Origin of the sequence: Sulfitobacter mediterraneus, from assembly GCF_003054325.1 — a bacterium.
Classification (GTDB): Bacteria; Pseudomonadota; Alphaproteobacteria; order Rhodobacterales; family Rhodobacteraceae; genus Sulfitobacter; species Sulfitobacter mediterraneus.
The window spans coordinates 41,771-61,985 of sequence record NZ_QBKU01000005.1 but is presented as its reverse complement, the minus strand read 5'-3'; the positions used below and the strand labels follow the sequence as shown (position 1 = coordinate 61,985).

Sequence of the window (20,215 nt, the reverse complement as noted above, 5' to 3'; positions counted from 1 at the left end):
TACGTCCCTCCTGACAATGGTCGCCCCCCGCCCCATACTCGCCACAACTGAGATAGGAGAGACCCATGACCAACGAGATCGTGATACTGGGCGGTGCACGAACCGCCATCGGGACATTTGGCGGCGCATTGGCCGCAACGCCCCCTACAGAGCTGGGCCGGATTGTCGCCGCCGAGGCGATGCAGCGGGCAGGCGTCGCACCCGATCAAATCGGGCATGTGGTGTTCGGCAATGTGATCAACACCGAACCGCGCGATATGTATCTGTCACGCGTAGCAGCACGGGAGGCCGGTGTGCCCGATGAGGTGCCCGCGATGAACGTGAACCGCCTGTGCGGATCAGGGGTACAGGCGATCGTGTCGGCAGCGCAGAACCTGATGCTGGGCGATGCGGATTTTGCCCTTGCGGGCGGTTCTGAGAGCATGTCGCGCTCGCCTTACATCATGCAAAACGCCCGCTGGGGCCAGAAAATGGGCGATGTGCGCACGCTGGACATGATGTTGGGAACCCTGAACTGTCCGTTTGGCACGGGCCACATGGGGGTTACGGCCGAAAATGTCGCGGCCGAACATGACATCAGCCGCGCCGATCAAGACGGTTTTGCGCTGTCCAGTCAGGAACGCGCCGCTGCGGCTATTGAAGCAGGTTATTTCAAGGACCAGATCGTGCCGGTCGACGTAAAGGTGAAACGTGACACGGTTGCCTTTGACACAGACGAGCATCCCAAAGCGACATCAGCAGAGGCGCTGGCGGGGCTGCGCCCGGCCTTTCAAAAAGACGGCAGCGTGACAGCGGGCAACGCCAGCGGCATTAACGACGGCGCCGCGGCAATGGTTCTGGCCACAGCATCCGCCGCGGAACGTGCGGGCCTGACACCACGCGCACGAATTTTGGGTTATGCCCATGCCGGCGTGCGCCCTGAAGTGATGGGGATTGGACCGGTGCCAGCGGTGCAGAACCTGTTGGAGCGGACCGGATTGAAAGCGGCCGATTTTGACGTGATCGAAAGCAACGAGGCTTTTGCCTCGCAGGCCTTGGCCGTGACCAAGAACCTTGGCTTTGACCCGGCCATCGTGAACCCCAATGGCGGCGCAATTGCCTTGGGTCATCCCGTGGGCGCAACCGGGGCGATCATCACCATCAAGGCGCTGTACGAGCTGGAGCGTATTCAAGGCAAGCGGGCGTTGATCACCATGTGTATTGGCGGTGGTCAGGGGATCGCAATGGCGATTGAACGCATCGCCTGAGGCTAGACCCGGGGGCTGTCTGCCCCCGGACCCCCGAGATTATTTAGGGCCAAAAAGGACAGGTTCAGGTCAGCGCGACCATCAGGGCGATGGCACCAGAGGCAAGCGCCGCGCCGCCCAGTGCAGAGAGCACCATCCAGCCGAGACGGCCGTTGCGCACTTCGGGCTGCGGGTTGCTTTGCCGCAGCAGGGCGGCCTCGACCAGACCGGGCAAGCGCGGACCGAAGCGGGCGAGGACCATGGCGGTGTTGGCCAGATCATTGAGCGCGGCGCGGGGGCCAATGGATTTGGTGATGTAGTCGGTGACGATGGGACTGGCGACTTCCCAGATGTTGATATGCGGATTGAGCGAGCGGGCCACCCCTTCGACGACAACCATGGTACGTTGCAGCAAGATCAGCTCTGTCCGGGTTTCCATGCCAAATCTCTCTGTTACTTCAAAGAGATAGGACAGAAGCCGCGCCATCGAGATATGTGTGGCATCCATGCCAAAGATCGGCTCCCCCACGGCGCGAAGGGCGCGGGCAAATTCGTCCACATCTTTGTCCGCAGGCACATAGCCTGCCTCAAAATGCACCTTGGCCACGCGCATGTAATCGCGGCGGATGAACCCGTAGAGAATTTCGGCGTAGACCCGGCGGGTGTATTCGTCGATGTGTCCCATAATGCCAAAATCGTAGGCGATGATATCGCCATTGGGCGCAACCTTGAGATTGCCCTGGTGCATATCGGCGTGGAAGAACCCGTCGCGCAGGGCGTGGTTGAGGAACAGGTGCAGCACCCGGTCGCCCAGCACAACGCGGTCATGTCCGGCGGCATCAATCGCCGCATTGTCACCCAGTGGCAAACCATCAGCCCAACCAAGCGTCATCACCCGCCGGGCAGAGAGGTTCCATTTGATCGCAGGCAGTTGGAAGCCCTGATCTTCGGTTGTATTGGCGGCAAATTCAGAGGCCGAGGCGCTTTCGAGACGCAGATCCAACTCGCCGCGGACCACACCGTCAAAATGTTCAATCACGTCCATGGGGCGCAAGCGGCGCGATCCGGGTGAGAACAATTCGACCATGCGAGCGGCCAGATAGAAGGCATCTACGTCCTTGCGGAAGGCGCGTTCGATATTGGGGCGCAGCACTTTGACTGCAACTTCTTCGCCTGTGTCTGCAATCCGCGCCTTATGGACCTGCGCGATGGAGGCCGCCGCGACAGGTTCGCTAAACTCAGAGAACATCTGATCCAATGGCAGGCCCAGCTCGCGCTCAACCTCGGCTTTGGCTTCTTCTATGGAAAACGGAGGGAGTTTGTCTTGTAACACCCGCAGCTGCAGAGCCAGATCATCCCCAACCACATCGGGGCGGGTCGACAACACTTGGCCAAATTTTATGTAGGCCGGGCCAAGCGCCGTGAGAGCGCGTGTTGCGGGGGGCATGGACGGATCGCCCTTGTAGCCCAGGAACTTGAACGGCAAACCCAGTGCACGGGCGACAAAGCGCACGGCCGGTGTGGCCTCGAAAGCGTCCAGCACGACATTCATAGCGCCGGTGCGTTCAAGCGTGGCGCCCGTTCGGATCAATCGCCAGATGTTGTGTGGGCCGCGCATCTCAGAGTTTCCAACCGGAGTGCAGGGCCGCGATGCCCATCGTCAGATTGCGATATTTCGCCTGATCAAACCCGGCCTCTCGCACCATGCCAAGGAAGGTATCCTGATCAGGGAAATTGCGGATCGATTCGACCAGATACTGATAGCTGTCACGGTCATTGGCGATAACTTGGCCCATGCGCGGGATCACATTGTAGCTGTACAGATCATAGGCCTTTTGCATTGCGGGGTTGGGCAGCTGGCTGAACTCAAGCACCATCAAACGCCCGCCAGGGCGCAAGACGCGGTATGCCTCGTTCAATGCCTCTTGCGGGCGGGTCACGTTCCGGATGCCAAAGCTGATGGTGTAGACGTCAAAAGTATTGTCCTCAAAGGGCAGCGCCATTGCGTCGCCAACCACCCAATCAAGGCTATTGGCCATCTGCTCCGCTTCGGCGCGTTTGCGGCCCTCGACCAGCATCCCTTCGGTCAGATCGCAGACAGTCGCATGTCCTTGCCCGGCGCGTTTGAGGAATTTGAAGGACACGTCACCCGTGCCGCCCGCCACATCGAGCAGTTTCTGACCCGCTCGGGGCGCCAGCCAATCCATCATCGCCTCTTTCCAGATGCGGTGAATGCCCATGCTCATCACATCGTTCATGACGTCGTATTTGTTGGCGACGTCACTGAACAATGACCGCACTTTGCCGGCTTTTTCATCTTCGCGGATGGTCTGCGCGCCGAAATGGGTTGTATTGTCCGTCATGTCATTGTCCCGATAGTGTCTTGGCGGAGATATAGCCTCAGTTGCGCAGATACAAACCGCCATTTGCCGCAGACCGGCGAACATGGTCAGAAAAGGATGCCGAAATGCCCGAACTTCCCGAAGTTGAAACCGTGCGCCGGGGTTTGGCGCCGGTCATGGAAGGCAGCGTGATCATCAAGGCAGAGGTGAACCGACCTGACTTGCGTTGGCCGTTTCCGGCACGGATGGCAGAGCGGTTGACCGGGCAAGATGTCAAACAGTTGCGGCGGCGGTCCAAGTACATTCTGGTCGATCTGGGATCGGGGGAATCACTTTTGGTGCATCTGGGAATGTCCGGGCGGATGCTGATCTCGGGTGATCCGTTAGGGCAATTTGTGCATGATCATCCTGCGCCTGAAAAACATGACCATGTGGTGTTTCACATGGCAAACGGCGCGCGGATAACGTTCAACGACCCGCGGCGGTTTGGTGCTATGGATCTGCTGGACACAGCTACAGCAGACGGGCACAAGCTGCTGGCCTCCATTGGGCCGGAACCCTTGGGGAACAGTTTTCATGAGGCGCATTTGGTTTCCGCTTTGAAGGGCCGGAACATGCCAATCAAATCGGCGCTGCTGGATCAGCGGATCGTGGCCGGGCTGGGAAATATCTATGTTTGTGAGGCACTTTATCGGGCGGGCCTGCACCCGGCCCGCAAAGCCGGGCGGATATCGGAAGGCCGGATCGCCGCGCTTGTTCCGATCATCAAGGAGGTGCTGGCCGAGGCGATTGAGGCAGGCGGTTCCTCCCTCAAGGACTTTCGGCAGGCGGACGGGGAATTGGGCTATTTCCAGCACAACTTTGACGTATACGGACGCGAGGGGGAGCCTTGCAACACGCCCGATTGCCCCAAGGTCATCCAAAGGATCGTGCAGTCGGGGCGGTCGTCTTTCTACTGTAGTCAATGTCAAAGATAGCTTGAAACGTGATCCGCCCGTGATATGCAGAGCGACCTGAGCGCAACAACAAAGAGCATTCTTGATGGCTTACGAAACGATCACGGTGGACGTGGACAATCATGTGGCATTGGTCACGCTGAACAGGCCCGATGCGCTTAATGCGCTCAACGACCAACTGATGAGCGAACTGGCCAGTGCGCTTAAGGCGGCACAAGACAACGACAAAGTGCGCTGTATCGTGATCACCGGATCGGAAAAGGCATTTGCCGCTGGCGCGGACATTGCCATGATGCGCGACAAGACTTTTGTCGAAGCCTTCGCCGGGGATCTGTTCACACCCGAATCCGATCAGATTATGCGGGTGCGCAAGCCGATCATCGCGGCTGTATCCGGCTATGCCCTGGGCGGCGGATGCGAATTGGCGATGATGTGCGACTTCATCATTTGTTCCGAAACCGCAAAGTTTGGCCAGCCCGAGATCAACCTCGGTGTGGTTGCGGGAATTGGCGGCACACAACGTCTGACCCGTTTGGTGGGCAAATCCAAAGCGATGGACATGAACCTTACGGGGCGTTTCATGGACGCCGCCGAGGCAGAACGGTCTGGCCTCGTGTCCCGCGTTGTTCCGGTGAAAAAGCTGATGGATGAAGCACTGGGCGCCGCAGGCAAGATCGCGGAGAAATCCATGATCTCTGTCATGGTTGTTAAAGAGGCCGTGAACCGCGCCTATGAAGTGCCGTTGCGGGAAGGTCTGTTGTTTGAACGGCGCGTGTTCCATTCGCTGTTTGCAACAGAAGATCAGAAAGAAGGCATGAGCGCCTTCCTTGAAAAGCGCGAAGCACAGTTCCGCGACAAGTAAACACCGCCCCGACAAAGGGGTTTGCATCGGCGGGCTTTCTCAACTATAGCCCGCCCCAATACATGCGCGTGCAGCCCGCTCTGGCTAGAATCACCTTTCCGGAAGATCCGGCATGGGTTTGGCGTCACGTGCCGAATTTTGAATTGAACCCGAAGGTAGATCCTCATGGCAAATACACCCCAAGCGAAGAAACGCGCCCGTCAGAACGAAAAGCGTTTCCAGATCAACAAAGCACGCCGTTCGCGCATCCGCACGTACCTGCGTAAGGTCGAAGAAGCGATCGCATCCGGAGACAAAGACGCAGCGACAGCCGCCCTGCAGGCCGCACAGCCAGAACTGATGCGCGGTGTGACCAAAGGCGTGTTCCACAAAAACACCGCCTCGCGGAAAATGTCCCGTCTGTCCTCACGGGTCAAAGCGCTGGGTTAATTTTGATCTTCTGATCAAACCAGAATCAGCTAATTGATTGATTAGAAAGGCGTCGCAATGCGGCGCCTTTTTTTGCAACTTTTTTTCCCGTTATACGCGTGAGAGATTCTTTTTGGTCGATTCACGAGTCAAGTTTGAAGATATGTTGAAGCGTGCCCGTGGTCCTTGCTATTTATGTCTTGCGAGTCACTTCGCAGGGGGGACAGGCCTCAGGCAATATATCGGTACGGGGGACGTGCCGCATTGTTTTGAGGTTGGTCAACGGCCCGTCTAAAAGGGGTCGTTTTAGGTCTGCCTCGGCGCTTATCGGCGCTGTGGCCCTGTCACAACAAAAGTGCGGACGGCGATGTTCGGCATCTGGATGTTCATCTTTTGGAACATTGGTGTTTGGTATGGCCGTTTTGCTCAAGGTCCGATGGACACAGGCCGATTCCGGGTGGGGTCGGAACCAAAACCTGTTTCCTGAGGGTAAAATAGGCATGTGTCCGGTTTCGCCGGTAATACATGGGCAGTTAGTACGTGGGACGAATAAAAAATGACGCAGGACCAATGGGGCGCAATCAGGCAGCGACTTCTCAAAACTGTCGGGCAGAACAATTTCACAACCTGGATTGAACCGCTTGTCCCCGGCCCCGTGTCGGAAGGAATTGCAACGCTCCATGTTCCAACCAATTTCTTTGGCAACTACGTCAGCCAGAATTTTGCCGACCTGATCTTGCATGAACTCAATGCCGAAGGGGTCGAGGTATCGCGCCTGAATTTCGCCTTGGCCGCGCCTTCAGGCGCCAGTGCCGCAAAACCTGTCATGCCCGCCAAAAAGCCCGCTGCGACACAGGCCGCGGCAAACACAAGTGTCCTGAACACCGCGCCGCTTGATCCGCGTTTCAGCTTTGACAATTTTGTCGTCGGCAAACCTAACGAATTGGCCCATGCCGCGGCCCGCCGTGTCGCCGAAGGTGGCCCCGTCACCTTTAACCCGCTGTTTCTCTATGGTGGTGTTGGCCTTGGTAAAACCCACCTGATGCATGCCATCGCGCTTGAACTGCAACAGCGCAAACCGCAGATGAATGTGCTGTATCTTTCCGCTGAACAGTTCATGTACCGGTTTGTCCAGGCGTTGCGCGACCGCAAGATGATGGACTTCAAAGAAATCTTTCGTTCCGTTGATGTTCTGATGGTTGATGATGTGCAATTTATTGCGGGCAAAGACAGCACGCAGGAAGAATTCTTTCACACCTTCAACGCACTGGTAGACCAGAACAAACAGATCATCATTTCCGCAGATCGCGCGCCCGGCGAGATCAAGGATCTTGAGGATCGCGTAAAATCACGGCTGCAATGTGGTTTGGTGGTGGATCTGCATCCAACGGATTACGAATTGCGCCTTGGCATCTTGCAAAGCAAGGTTGAGGTGCAGCGCCGCAACTATCCCGGCCTTGAGGTTGATGACGGCGTTCTGGAGTTTCTGGCGCATCGGATCAGTTCCAACGTGCGTGTCCTTGAAGGGGCTTTGACCCGGCTTTTCGCTTTTGCATCGCTTGTGGGCCGCGAGATCAACATGGAACTGACGCAAGACTGCCTTGCCGATGTTTTGCGCGATTCAGAGCGCAAGATCACCGTCGAAGAGATCCAGCGCAAAGTCAGCGATCATTACAACATCCGTCTTAGCGATATGATCGGCCCAAAACGCCTGCGCAGTTATGCCCGGCCCCGTCAGGTTGCGATGTATCTGTGCAAACAGATGACCAGTCGCAGCCTGCCAGAGATTGGCCGCCGCTTTGGCGGGCGCGACCATACCACCGTGATGCACGGAGTGCGGCGGATTGAAGAGTTGAAACAATCAGATGGCCAGATTGCCGAAGATCTGGAAATGCTGCGCCGCGCCCTTGAGGCGTGATCCGCAGACCATGCATGCGTGACCAAATGACAGGGGCCTTCGGGCCCCTCTTGCATTCCCCCCGCGAAAGCAACAAAAGTCTTGTGAAAGCGGGGGAACAAGGTAGTTTGCCTATCCCGGCAGTCCTGAGGGAGAAGGCACATGAAATTCAGCATCGAACGCGCCGCGTTGCTCAAAGCAGTCAGCCAGGCACAGTCTGTTGTTGAGCGGCGCAATACCATTCCGATCCTCGCCAATGTGCTGATAGAGGCGGAAGGCAGCGATGTGTCCTTCCGTGCCACCGATTTGGATATCGAAGTGGTCGACAAGGTTGGCGCACAGGTCGAACGTGCCGGTGCTACGACCGTTTCCGCCACTCTGCTGCATGAAATTGTGCGTAAGCTGCCCGATGGCGCCTTGATCAATCTGACCGCAGACAGTGCCGCCGGGCGGCTCACGGTTGAGGCTGGACGCTCCAACTTTAGCCTTGCGACCCTGCCCCGCGAAGATTTCCCTGTAATGGCCTCGTCTGAATATGCCTCGAACTTCAGCGCGCCTGCGCCGGTGCTGCGCCGCCTGTTCGACAAATCCAAATTCGCGATCTCAACCGAAGAAACACGGTACTATCTGAATGGTGTCTACATGCACACCGCAGATGCGGCGGGTGGCAAGGTGCTGCGCTGCGTGGCGACCGATGGTCACCGGCTTGCCCGGATCGACGCTGATCTGCCCGATGGTGCGGCAGAGATGCCCGGTGTGATTGTCCCGCGCAAAACCGTGGGTGAGCTGCGCAAACTGCTGGATGACGATGATTTGCAGGTTGCCGTGTCTGTTTCGGAAACCAAGGTCCGCTTTGCCACGCCAGAGATTACCCTGACGTCCAAGGTGATCGACGGCACATTCCCCGATTACACGCGGGTCATTCCGCAGGGCAACACCCGCAAGATGGAAGTTGACGCCAGCGATTTTGCGCAGGCGGTTGATCGTGTTGCTACGGTGAGCTCCGAACGGTCCCGCGCTGTGAAGTTGCAGCTGGACGAAGACCGTCTGATCTTGTCGGTCAACGCCCCCGACAGTGGCGCAGCCGAAGAGGAACTGGCGGTCGCTTACGGCGACGAGCGGCTTGAGATCGGCTTTAACGCCAAATACCTGCTGGAGATCGCCAGTCAGGTGGACCGCGAAAATGCGGTGTTCCTGTTCAACTCTTCCGGCGATCCGACATTGATGCGCGAAGGCAACGACGAATCTGCCGTTTACGTCGTCATGCCGATGCGTGTGTGAGGCAGGCGGAAACTTTCAAAGTTTCCGGCCGTTTTCTTTGAAAGAAAACGGGGCCGCCGATGGGTAAGTTATACCTCTCCCAGCTCACGCTGTCGCATTTTCGTTCGCACAAGCGGGCGGTGGTGGAATGTGGCGCGAGGCCACTGGCGATCTTCGGACCTAATGGTGCGGGCAAAACCAATCTGATCGAAGCGGTGTCTTTGCTGTCTCCGGGGCGCGGTCTGCGCCGGGCCAGCGCCGAAGACATGACGCGCAGGCCCGAAGCGCTGGGCTGGAAACTGACCGCGATTTTGCATTCGTTGCATCAAGTTCATGAAATTGAAGTTTGGTCAGAGGGCGGCAATGCCCGTCAGGTGCGCATTGACGGCAAAGCCGCGCCGCAAACTGCGCTGGGGCGGATCGCCCGCGTGCTTTGGCTGATCCCTGCGATGGACCGGTTGTGGATTGAAGGCGCGGAAGGTCGAAGGCGGTTTTTGGACCGCATGACGCTGAGTTTCCTACCTGACCACGCAGAGCATGCGCTGTCTTATGACAAGGCCATGCGCGAACGGAACCGACTGCTCAAGGATATGGTGCGCGAGCCGTCTTGGTATGCCGCGCTTGAGCGGCGCATGGCCGAGGCAGGCGCGGCTATTCACGCAGGCCGCCTTGAGGCGCTTAAGTCCATTGCAGAGGCACAGGAACAGGCACAAACCGCATTTCCGGCAGCGACCCTGTCATTGGAATGCGACATGCCCGCGGATGCAGATGGGTTGCAAGCCGCTCTGGCGGACAATCGCACCCGTGATCTGGCAGCAGGACGTACGTTGATCGGGCCGCATCGCGCCGAGCTGTTTGGCGTTTACGCAGCCAAAGGCATTCCTGCCAAGGATTGTTCAACCGGAGAGCAAAAGGCGCTGCTGGTTTCGTTGATCCTTGCCAATGCCCGCGCCTTGGCCAAGGACTTTGGTGCGCCGCCTTTGCTCTTGCTCGATGAGGTTGCCGCGCATCTGGATGCAAACAGGCAAGCCGCCCTTTACGATGAGATTTGCAGCCTTGGCGCGCAGGCATGGATGACCGGAACAGGGGCGGAAATGTTTGCCGCGCTGGGCGATCGCACACAGGTTCTGGAGGTCACAGAAGAGGCCGGAGAAAGCCGCGTGGCAGTCGCCCGCTGACACCTTGCCCGGCGGCACAAAATCTTGCCCCATTTGCGTGACAACCCTCTGCAAAACCATTATAAATCGGATAAAAGAAGAAGGTTTTTCCACATGTCCGAGAATGAGCAGACGCCACAGGAATATGGCGCCGATTCCATTAAGGTTCTCAAAGGCTTAGAAGCTGTCCGCAAACGGCCCGGCATGTACATCGGTGACACCGATGATGGCTCTGGTCTGCATCACATGGTCTATGAGGTCGTGGACAACGGAATTGACGAGGCATTGGCCGGTCATGCAGACGCCGTGACTGTCACAATCCACGAAGATCACTCCGTTTCGGTCAGTGACAACGGGCGCGGTATTCCGGTGGGTATCCACGAGGAAGAAGGCGTTTCCGCCGCCGAAGTGATCATGACCCAGCTGCACGCGGGCGGCAAATTCGACAGCAACTCCTACAAGGTGTCCGGCGGTCTGCACGGGGTGGGTGTCTCTGTTGTGAACGCGCTGTCAGACTGGCTTGAGCTGCGGATCTGGCGCGAAGGCAAGGAACACATCGCACGGTTCGAGGGTGGCTTTACCACCAAGCATCTGGAGGTCTTAGGCGACACCGATCGCACCGGCACCGAAGTGCGGTTCATGGCGTCTACCGATACTTTCTCGAACCTCGAATACTCATTTGAAACGCTTGAGAAACGCCTGCGCGAGTTGGCGTTTTTGAACTCTGGTGTCCGGATCATTCTGACCGATGAGCGACCGGCAGAGCCGCTGAGATCCGAATTGTTTTATGAGGGCGGCGTCAAAGAGTTTGTCAAATATCTCGACCGGCACAAAACCTCTGTCATGCCGGAACCGATCTTCATTGTTGGCGAAAAAGACGACATCGGTGTTGAGGTCGCAATGTGGTGGAATGACAGCTATCACGAGAATGTCCTGCCCTTCACCAACAACATCCCACAACGCGATGGCGGCACCCATATGGCGGGCTTTCGCGGGGCGCTGACCCGGACAATCAACAGCTATGCGCAGTCTTCGGGTATCGCAAAAAAGGAAAAGATCAACTTTACCGGCGATGACGCACGCGAAGGCCTGACCTGTGTTTTATCGGTCAAAGTGCCTGATCCAAAGTTCAGCTCGCAAACCAAAGACAAACTGGTGTCTTCGGAAGTCCGGCCAGCGGTTGAAGGCCTGGTGAACGAGAAATTGTCCGAATGGTTCGAAGAAAATCCCAACGAAGCACGGATCGTGGTCAGCAAAATCGTTGAAGCGGCCCATGCCCGCGAGGCGGCGCGAAAGGCCCGTGATCTGACCCGCCGCAAGACGGCGATGGATGTGAATTTCCTTGCTGGCAAGCTTAAAGACTGTTCCGAAAAAGACCCATCCAAAACCGAAGTCTTCCTTGTGGAGGGCGATTCCGCGGGTGGATCCGCGCAAACCGGACGTGACCGCCAGACCCAAGCGATCCTGCCCCTCAAGGGTAAGATCCTGAACGTGGAACGGGCGCGATTTGACCGGATGTTAGGCTCACAAGAGATTGGCAATCTGGTGATGGCGCTGGGCACCGGGATTGGCCGGGACGAATTTAACATCGACAAACTGCGCTATCATAAAATCGTCATCATGACGGATGCGGACGTAGACGGGGCGCACATTCGGACGCTGCTATTGACGTTCTTTTATCGCCAGATGCCACAGTTGATCGAAAACGGGCATCTCTACATCGCCCAGCCACCGCTTTACAAAGTGTCACGCGGCAAATCCGAGGTGTATCTCAAGGATCAGGCGGCAATGGACGATTATTTGATCCAGCAGGGCATCGAAGGCGCTTTGCTGCGCCAGGGCAATGGCGAAGAAATATCCGGCGCGGATCTGGCCCGGGTTGTTGATATGGCCCGCCAGTTGCGACGCGTGCTTGAGGCCTTCCCGACCCATTACCCCCGTCACATTCTGGAACAGGCTGCCATTGCCGGCGCGTTTGTTCCCGGTGCGGTGGACAGCAACCTGCAAGGCGTGGCCGACAAGATCGCAACCCGTCTGAACCTGATTGCGCTGGAATATGAAAAGGGTTGGGCTGGCCGGATCACCCAAGATCACGGTGTGCGTCTGGCCCGCATTCTGCGCGGTGTCGAAGAAGTGCGCACGCTGGATGGCAAGATGCTCCGCTCTGGCGAGGCGCGGCGCTCCGGCTCCTTTACGCAGCATTTGCAGGATGTCTATGACCTCCCCGCGACCTTGGTGCGCAAGGATCGCAGTCAGTTGATCCATGGCCCGCTTGATCTGTTGAGCGCGATCTTGTCCGAAGGGGAAAAGGGCCTGTCTTTGCAGCGGTACAAAGGATTGGGTGAAATGAACCCCGATCAGCTGTGGGAAACCACGCTTGATCCCGATGCCCGCACTCTGTTGCAGGTCAAGGTCGAGGACATGGCGGAGGCCGATGACCTGTTTACCAAGCTGATGGGCGATGTCGTCGAGCCGCGCCGGGAATTTATTCAGAAAAACGCGCTGAATGTGGAAAATCTGGATTTCTAAGAGATGTAGGATCGCGTGTTGTCGTGCGCGGTCCGAATATCCTGGCGCAAATTGCCCAGAAGCTTGCGTGAGCGTATTTCGCCAGACATCAATCCTTGCAAGGTAAGTCCACAGCCCCGTCGCTTTATACTTGGTCGTTGTCCACGAACGGCTTCAGCACTCCAGTGTTGACCAGCCCTTGTTCGACAGCGCTGATCACTTATTTCCCATTTCCAAAATCGCTCTACTTCTGACAGAATAGGGACATAGAATTCAGACGGGGACAACATAATGGTGCGTGGTACAGTTTTCGGTATCGTAGGATTAATCGGTATCGTCACAGGAGGAACCGCGTGGGCGCAAGATGCAACGCCTCGGCCTGCCAAGGTGGTGACGGTTGCGGCAAGTTCGGCGACAATTTCCCGCAAGTATCCCGCGATTGTGTTGCCCTCGCAGGAAATTGAACTGTCGTTCAAAGTATCAGGTCAGGTCGTTGAACTGCCGATCCGCGCAGCCTCAGAAATCAGCGCTGGCGATGTGATCGCGCAGATCGAAACGCGAGACTTTGAAAACCAGATCGCTCAGTTGCAAAGCAGCAAAGACCAAGCAGAGGCGCAGCTAGACGCTTTGCGCGCAGGTGCGCGACCAGAAGAAATTGCAGCGCTGGAAGCTGCCGTTGCTTCGGCGCAGGCGCAGGTCGAGCAAACCACAGATGCACTGGCGCGAGCGGAAACACTGCTGGAGCGCGGCGTTGCGACACGTGCGCAGGTCGAAGGTGCACAAGCCGAGGCGCGGGTGGCACAAGCAGGCTTGCGCGCGCAGCAAGAGCAGTTGCGCATCGGCGAGATTGGTGGGCGGCCAGAAGAGATCGCCGCAGCAGAAGCTGCGATGCGCGGGATCGACGCACAGATCAAAGTTGCACGCGACAACCTGTCAGACGCGACATTGACAGCGCCCTTCGACGGCATCATTGCCCGGCGCGATATCGAAAACTTCTCGAATGTGTCAGCCGGTCAAAGCATCGCGCTGCTACAACGGCTGCAGGTGGTTCATCTGGCGTTTGATATTCCCAGCCTTGATGTCACGGAACTGACCCGGAACGGGGCCAAGAGCATCAGCACTGTTGCGACATTCAACTCTTTGCCAGGTGAAGTATTTGAAACTGAGCTTGTCGAGTTTTCCGTTCAGGCCGATAGCGCCACGCAAACCTATCGCGGCCGCGTCTCGGTTGAAGTGCCGGACGGTGCTGTGATCCTGCCGGGCATGGTGGCCAATGTGGTTTCCTCAACCGGCGGGGCGGCGGCACAGGTCAGCGCGCCTTTGTCCGCAATCGCAGCCAAACCTGACGGATCACCCTTTGTTTGGGTTGTGGATGAAAACGGCAAAGTCTCCGGGCAAGACGTGACCCTTGGTGAGGCCAGCGGCGCGGGTGTCGTGGTCAACGAAGGCTTGTCTGACGGCGACACAATTGTGTCGGCAGGGGTGAGCGAGATCATCGAGGGCATGACCATCCGTCCCATCACACGCGTTGGGAACTAAGTCATGGATCTGGCCCGGTTTGCGCTGGAAAAGCGCCTGATTTCTGCTGTTGCAACAGTGTTGATCCTGTTTGCGGGATATTTCGCGTATACGGCTTTGCCTCGGTTCGAAGACCCTGAATTTGTCATACGGCAGGCCCAGATCATCACGCCATACCCCGGAGCCTCGGCTGAGGAGGTGGCAGCAGAAGTCACCGAAGTGGTGGAAAACGCCCTGCAACAATTGTCGGGTCTGGATGAAGTTCGATCCGTGTCTTCACCCGGTCTCAGCACGGTGACGGTCGAATTCACCATTGCGGCAACGCCCGGCTATTCAGAACTGGATCAGACATTTGCAAAAATGCGTGCAAAGATATCTGACTCGCAGTCGCAACTGCCGCCCAACGCACTCGAGAGCCAGGTCTATGATGATTTTGGTGACGTCTACGCACAGTACTACGCCATCACGGGCGACGGGTTCACGATCACCGACCTTTATGAATATGCCAAGGATTTGCAGCGCGAACTTGTGACTGTTGATGGCGTATCAAAGGTCGTGCTCAACGGCGTGCAGGAGGAAGTCATTTATGTCGAATATTCCCCTGAACGATTGACGGAACTGGGCCTCGCACCGCAACAAATCCAGCAACTTCTGGAAGGCCAGAACCTTGTCACACCCGGCGGTTCCATTGTGGCGGGCATGTCGCGGTTGTCCGTGCGGCCCGAGAGTGCTGTGGGATCGATTGACGCAATCGAGAACCTGCTGATTACCAATGCGCAGACGGGCACGTCGTTCCGCTTGGGCGATATCGCAACCGTGTCGCGGGGGCTGAAAGAACCGGCAGGCACTTTGCTGTTCCGCAACGGGGAGCAGGCGGTCGGCCTTGGCATCTCAAACCAGCGCGGCGGCAATGTGGTGAACATGTCGAACGCTGTGAAAGATCGCATTGCGGAGCTGGAGAGCGAACGACCGATCGGAATCAACGTTCTGCCGATCTCCGACCAGGGTGCGGCGGTCAAATCTTCTGTGGACGACTTTGTGGTGAACGTCGCGTTGGCCTTGGCCATCGTGGTGGGCACACTGCTGATATTTATGGGGCTGCGCTCTGGCATCCTGATGGGGGGCATCCTTCTGGTGACCATCGCAGGCACGCTCTTTGGGATGTATCTTTATGGTCTCAACATGCAGCGTATCTCGCTTGGCGCGCTGATTATTGCGCTAGGAATGCTGGTCGATAATGCCATCGTCGTGGTCGAAGGCACGCTGGTGCGGGTGCAGCGGGGCGAAGATGCGGGAAAGGCATCGCGGGCCGTGGTCAAGCAAACCATGTGGCCTTTGCTGGGCGGCACGGTCGTTGGCATTCTTGCGTTCTCTCCTATCGGTTTCTCGCCAGACAACACCGGCGAATACGCCGGCAGTCTGTTCTGGACCATTGGCATTGCCTTGCTGTTCTCATGGCTCGTGGCAATTTGGCTGACGCCTTACTACTGCACGGTGATGTTGAAGCAGGGGAAGGACGGCAATACGGACAAGAAAAACTTCATCCTGACAGGATACCGAAAACTCCTGAACCTCGCCATCAAGGCCAAGTGGATCACCGTTGGTGTCACCGTGGCGCTCTTTGTTTCGGCCATTGCGATGTTCAGCGCGGTGCCCGCTGGGTTCTTCCCGTCCTCCACGCGCGACCAGTTTGTGATCGACTATTTCCTGCCCCAGGGCGCCGACATCTCGCGGACCAACGCTGACCTGACCGAGATCGCCGCATACGCACGCGGGCTTGAGGGCGTCACGGGTACCAACACCGTTGTCGGCGGCGGTCATCTGCGCTTCATGCTGATCTACGAAGCGGAAGGTGGAAACGCGGCTTACGGACAGGTGTTGGTAGATGTCGAAGACTTCACCGTGATCGACGGGCTACGCACGGATTTGCAGGCTTATATTGATGAGACCTACCCAGAGGCCAACTCAAAGGTTTGGACATTTGTCCTCGGGCCGGGTGGTGGTTCCAAGATCGAAGCGCGTTTCTTTGGCGCTGATCCTGCCGTACTGCGCGATCTCGCTGGGCAGGCGAAGACCATCATGTCTGATGCAGGTGCCGTTGCGGTCAAAGATGACTGGCGGGAGCAAGTACAGGTCGTCCGTCCCATTGTTGACATAGAAAACGCCCGGCGGTTGGGCCTTACACAGGGCGAGATCTCCAATGCGATCTACAGCCATCTGACGGGAACAAACCTTGGTGTTTACCGCGAGCGAGACGAACTCAGGAATGTCATCATGCGTCCTGTTGAGGATGCCCGCAATGACATCAACCAGTTGCGTGACGTCCAAGTCTATAGCGCGGCCATCGGCGGCTATATCCCGATCTCTCAAGTGGTGGACCGCTTTGACATTGTGTTTGAGGCGGGCAACCTACGCCGCATTGACCGGGCTTTGGCGATCACTGCGCAGTCCGACAACGCACCCGGCGTGCTGTCGGGTGATCTGTTCGCGGCCGTCAAAGGCCCGATTGAGGATATCGCCCTCCCGCCCGGCTACAACATGGAATGGGAAGGCGAATACGGCAGTTCGCAGGAAGCCAACGCCGGTCTCGCCTCCACCATGCCCATCGGCTTTGGCGCGATGTTCATCGTGGTTCTGTTTCTGTTTAATGCATGGCGGCAGACGATCATCATCTGGCTTGCTGTGCCTCTGGCACTGATTGGCGTGATCTACGGCCTTGCGGGCACCCAAACCCCGCTGGAGTTCATGGCGATCCTTGGCATCCTGTCGCTGACTGGGATGCTGATCAAAAACGCGATTGTCTTGATTGATGAGACGGACACGCAGATCAGTGATGGCAAGGCGCGGATGTCTGCCGTGGTAGATTCCGCTGTCAGCCGTGTGCGCCCTGTGTCTTTGGGCGTGCTGACAACGGTGCTGGGCGTTGTGCCACTGCTGTGGGATCCGTTTTTTAAATCCCTCGCGGTTGTGATCATTTGCGGTCTCAGCTTTGCGACGGTCCTGACGCTCATCGTGGTTCCTGCGCTCTATGCTATCTTCTTTAGAGTGAAGCAGAATGAGATCGCAGCAGAGTAACAGACCAGGCGGGAGGAGAAGCATGAACGCACGCGTTCTCCCGCTCCTCCTGCTGCCAATTCTCGCAGGCTGTGCGCAAACGCCAGACAGAATTTCCTTTGCCCAGCCTCCCGCAAGCGCTTTGGTACAGGAGATCTATGTCACCTCCGGCAATCTACCGAGCGTTAAAGCGCGCGACCTCAAACAGGACCGAAACGCACGCACCAACTTTGTGCAGTATGACGTCTCAATCCCCGCCAACCATGCGTTGGGGCAGATCGAATGGCCGGATGGTGCAACCGACCCGCGAACCGATTTCGCGGTTGTGGATCAAAAGGATCTCGGCTCAAGTGCGGCGCTAATCAAAGCGATCCAGGCCGAGCAAGACGACGAGATCGCGCTCTTCGTCCACGGCTACAACAACACGCCCTCCGAGGCGCTTTACCGTTTTGCCCAGATCAGCCATGACTTTGAGATCACGACACCGCGTATCTTGTTCTCATGGCCCTCGGCCGGCACCGCAACCGGCTACATTTACGACCGTGACAGCGTGCTCTTCGCGCGTGATCCGCTGGCGGATCTGTTGACCGAAATTGCACGCAAGACGAACAAAGAGGTCACCCTCTTGGCCCATTCAATGGGTGCCCATCTGACAATGGAGGTGCTGCGCCAGCTTGCCATCACGGGCAGGCGCGACGTGCTGGATAACCTGCGCGTGGTGGCGCTTTTGGCGCCCGATATTGACCCAGATGTCTTCCGCGCGCAGGCCACAGCTATTGGCAAACTGCCTGACCCTTTCGTGATCCTGACAAACCGCGACGACAAAGCATTGAGTCTCTCGGCATTCCTCAACATCGGCCGTCAAAAAGTGGGTGATCTCAGCCGCGCTGCCGATGTGTCAGGGTTTGATATCACTCTATTCGACTTTACCGCGCTGGCCGATGGATCAAACCTCGATCATCTGGTCCCGGTGACATCCCCGGCCGCAATCTCGGTTCTGCGCGATCTGGTGCGTTCTGATCGAAAAGGTCAGATTGACCTATCTCAATTTGATGTCGGCGACGATGGCGTCATCCGGGCGCGACCCAGGAAAGGACTATAAAGTCATGCCAGAAATCATTGTCCCAGCGTTCATATCGGTAACTCTTGGCTTTGTGGTGTTTTTCCTCGGTGTGTTTTTGACGCGGAAAATTGTGGTGCTGGGCGACTATAATATCCCCGAACCGGTGTCTGGGGGCCTTGCCGTCGCGCTGCTGACCTGGGCGTTTTTCGCTTTCACAGGCCAGCAAATCACCTTTGATCTGGAGGTCCGCGATTACCTGCTCGTCGTGTTCTTTGCCACTATCGGCCTGAACGCGCGTATCTCTGATCTTTTTAAGGGCGGTCGCCTGTTGGTGCTGCTTCTGGCTCTGACCCTTAGCTTTATGGTTCTGCAAAATGTCGTCGGTTTGCTAGGCGTCACCCTCTTTGGCTTGCCAGCCGCGACATCAGTACTTGTCGGCTCCGCCTCTCTCATCGGTGGACATGGCACCGCGATTGCTTGGGGCCCTCAAATTGAGGAACTTACAGGTTTTGGTGCTGCTCCCGAGATGGGCGTGGCCTCTGCAACGCTGGGTCTGATCCTTGCAGCCGTCTTGGGTGGGCCGATTGCCAAACGCCTGATCGACCGCAACAACCTGCAGAGCGACGACAGCGAGGGCCCGATCGTTGGACTTGAATTTGACGACGCAGACAACCCTGAAGATCTGATAAACCATATTAGCCTCATGAGAGGCATGCTGGCGGTACATGTCGCAATCCTGCTGGGTTTTATCCTGCATATTGGGATAATCGAGGCGGGCGTGAAGTTGCCGCTCTTCGTACCCTGCCTTCTGGTTGGTATCGCGATGTCGAACACCATACCCTACTTATTCCCCACTATGACTTGGCCCGCACGCACCAAATCCCTCGCGGTTATTTCAGATTATTGCTTGTCGGTTTTCCTCGCCATGTCGCTGATGAGCCTGCAACTCTGGACCCTTGCCGAACTTGGCGGCCCCATTCTCGCTGTATTGGTCCTTCAAGTCATCATGACGGTCTGCTTTATCATGTTGATCTTCTTCCGCCTGATGGGCAGCAGCTATCAAGGTGCTGTCCTGAGCGCAGGGTTTGCAGGTTTCACGCTGGGGGCCACACCGACAGCCATCGCCAATATGTCTTCGGTGACCAAACGCTATGGCCCGGCACCACTGGCGTTCATTGTGTTGCCGCTAGTGTCGGCGTTCTTTGTCGATCTGGCGAACGCAGTGATCATTCAGTTCTTCGTCAGCTTTTAAGCAATCGATCCGTTCACTGTCTCCTGCGCTTAAGCAAAACGTAAGACCTTTCAGGTCAGCGTGTTACTCATCATCCGCTTGTTTTACGGCCCTCAAATGATCAAGGGAGGAGTGCGCACGGTTACGCGGCGTCTAATCGCGCGGTCTGTTACTTCAGCCCATTCACGGCAATATAGCGGGATAAATCCAAGATCAGCTGTCCGCGCGCCTTTGCAATCGCATTGGGCCCACCTTTTGGATCAAAACTCACGCTCAGGTCAAACAAACCTGACCTTTCGCGGCCCCCATCGCGGACTGCCACAAAGTACTGCCCGGTGGTGCGGAACACCCCGTCGCTGGTCGCAACGAGATCGGAAAACCGCAGTTCCAGCCGTGCGGAGGGAAAAGCCTCAAACGGCCAAGGCTCGGATGCGATGGCGCGGCCGGTCATCTGGGCGAGGTTGCGGCTCAGCTCAAGCGCGACCGCCCGTTCCGGCGCATCGGCCCAAAGGACGTCTGACGAACTTTTGAGCGTGCCGTCCGCCGCCTGCAAATGGATCTCATCTGCTGCTGCATAGCTTGGCAAAGACACATCGCGCACTTCAACCGATGAAAATGCAATGCGCACTTCTTCGGTCACAGGGGGCGTGCTGACGGCAAAACGTTCGGCGCTGCCGCAAGCGGCCAGCAGCAGCGTCAGACCCACAATCAAAGACCGGCGGTGAAATGTCAT

15 protein-coding genes are annotated in these 20,215 nt (G+C 57.3%); 12 read left to right on the top strand and 3 right to left on the bottom strand.

All coding sequences use genetic code 11. The annotated features are described in order from the left end of the window. Window positions 1–65: 65 nt before the first annotated feature. Window positions 66–1,247 carry an acetyl-CoA C-acyltransferase family protein gene (locus C8N31_RS09510; RefSeq protein WP_025049252.1) on the top strand — a complete coding sequence of 394 codons (1,182 nt, stop codon included), beginning with the start codon at window positions 66–68 and terminating at the stop codon, window positions 1,245–1,247. 64 nt (window positions 1,248–1,311) lie between these two features. Here C8N31_RS09510 and ubiB read toward each other — a convergent pair whose 3' ends face one another. Both ubiB and ubiE read right to left on the bottom strand, forming a co-directional pair. Then, window positions 1,312–2,844, bottom strand: coding sequence for a 2-polyprenylphenol 6-hydroxylase (gene ubiB / locus C8N31_RS09505; protein ID WP_025049251.1), 1,533 nt, complete (start codon window positions 2,842–2,844; stop codon window positions 1,312–1,314). Window position 2,845: 1 nt separating this feature from the next. Further along, complete coding sequence (gene ubiE / locus C8N31_RS09500) at window positions 2,846–3,589, bottom strand: bifunctional demethylmenaquinone methyltransferase/2-methoxy-6-polyprenyl-1,4-benzoquinol methylase UbiE (RefSeq protein ID WP_025049250.1); 744 nt, start codon at window positions 3,587–3,589, stop codon at window positions 2,846–2,848. A gap of 104 nt (window positions 3,590–3,693) precedes the next feature. Between ubiE and mutM the strand changes: the two genes are divergently transcribed. The 11 genes from mutM (at window position 3,694) to gltS (ending at window position 19,503) form a co-directional block, all read left to right on the top strand. After that, window positions 3,694–4,545: a bifunctional DNA-formamidopyrimidine glycosylase/DNA-(apurinic or apyrimidinic site) lyase gene (gene mutM, locus C8N31_RS09495; protein WP_025049249.1), complete on the top strand. Its 852-nt coding sequence runs from the start codon at window positions 3,694–3,696 to the stop codon at window positions 4,543–4,545. Between the two features lie 64 nt (window positions 4,546–4,609). Beyond that, window positions 4,610–5,386, top strand: coding sequence for an enoyl-CoA hydratase (locus tag C8N31_RS09490; protein ID WP_025049248.1), 777 nt, complete (start codon window positions 4,610–4,612; stop codon window positions 5,384–5,386). Between the two features lie 165 nt (window positions 5,387–5,551). Further along, window positions 5,552–5,815, top strand: a complete 264-nt coding sequence (rpsT, locus tag C8N31_RS09485; RefSeq protein ID WP_025049247.1) for a 30S ribosomal protein S20 — start codon at window positions 5,552–5,554, stop codon at window positions 5,813–5,815. A gap of 535 nt (window positions 5,816–6,350) precedes the next feature. Next, complete coding sequence (dnaA, locus tag C8N31_RS09480; protein WP_025049246.1) at window positions 6,351–7,712, top strand: chromosomal replication initiator protein DnaA; 1,362 nt, start codon at window positions 6,351–6,353, stop codon at window positions 7,710–7,712. Window positions 7,713–7,853: 141 nt separating this feature from the next. Then, the gene (dnaN, locus tag C8N31_RS09475) at window positions 7,854–8,972 is read left to right on the top strand and encodes a DNA polymerase III subunit beta (RefSeq protein WP_025049245.1); all 1,119 of its coding nucleotides are present in this window, start codon (window positions 7,854–7,856) and stop codon (window positions 8,970–8,972) included. A gap of 59 nt (window positions 8,973–9,031) precedes the next feature. Further along, on the top strand, window positions 9,032–10,129 hold the full coding sequence (recF, locus tag C8N31_RS09470; RefSeq protein ID WP_025049244.1) for a DNA replication/repair protein RecF: 1,098 nt from the start codon (window positions 9,032–9,034) through the stop codon (window positions 10,127–10,129). Between the two features lie 93 nt (window positions 10,130–10,222). Further along, a complete protein-coding gene (gene gyrB / locus C8N31_RS09465) occupies window positions 10,223–12,637 on the top strand; it encodes a DNA topoisomerase (ATP-hydrolyzing) subunit B (protein WP_025049243.1) in 2,415 nt (804 codons plus the stop codon). 270 nt (window positions 12,638–12,907) lie between these two features. Further along, window positions 12,908–14,155 (top strand): efflux RND transporter periplasmic adaptor subunit, encoded by a 1,248-nt coding sequence (locus C8N31_RS09460; RefSeq protein ID WP_025049242.1) that lies wholly within the window; start codon window positions 12,908–12,910, stop codon window positions 14,153–14,155. 3 nt (window positions 14,156–14,158) lie between these two features. Then, on the top strand, window positions 14,159–17,209 hold the full coding sequence (locus tag C8N31_RS09455; RefSeq protein ID WP_025049241.1) for an efflux RND transporter permease subunit: 3,051 nt from the start codon (window positions 14,159–14,161) through the stop codon (window positions 17,207–17,209). Between the two features lie 121 nt (window positions 17,210–17,330). Beyond that, on the top strand, window positions 17,331–18,290 hold the full coding sequence (locus C8N31_RS09450) for an alpha/beta hydrolase (protein WP_025049240.1): 960 nt from the start codon (window positions 17,331–17,333) through the stop codon (window positions 18,288–18,290). 4 nt (window positions 18,291–18,294) lie between these two features. After that, a complete protein-coding gene (gene gltS / locus C8N31_RS09445; RefSeq protein WP_025049239.1) occupies window positions 18,295–19,503 on the top strand; it encodes a sodium/glutamate symporter in 1,209 nt (402 codons plus the stop codon). Window positions 19,504–19,651: 148 nt separating this feature from the next. On the opposite strand, the gene C8N31_RS09440 is transcribed toward gltS, so the two are convergent. Next, window positions 19,652–20,215: a PqiC family protein gene (locus C8N31_RS09440; protein ID WP_025049238.1), complete on the bottom strand. Its 564-nt coding sequence runs from the start codon at window positions 20,213–20,215 to the stop codon at window positions 19,652–19,654.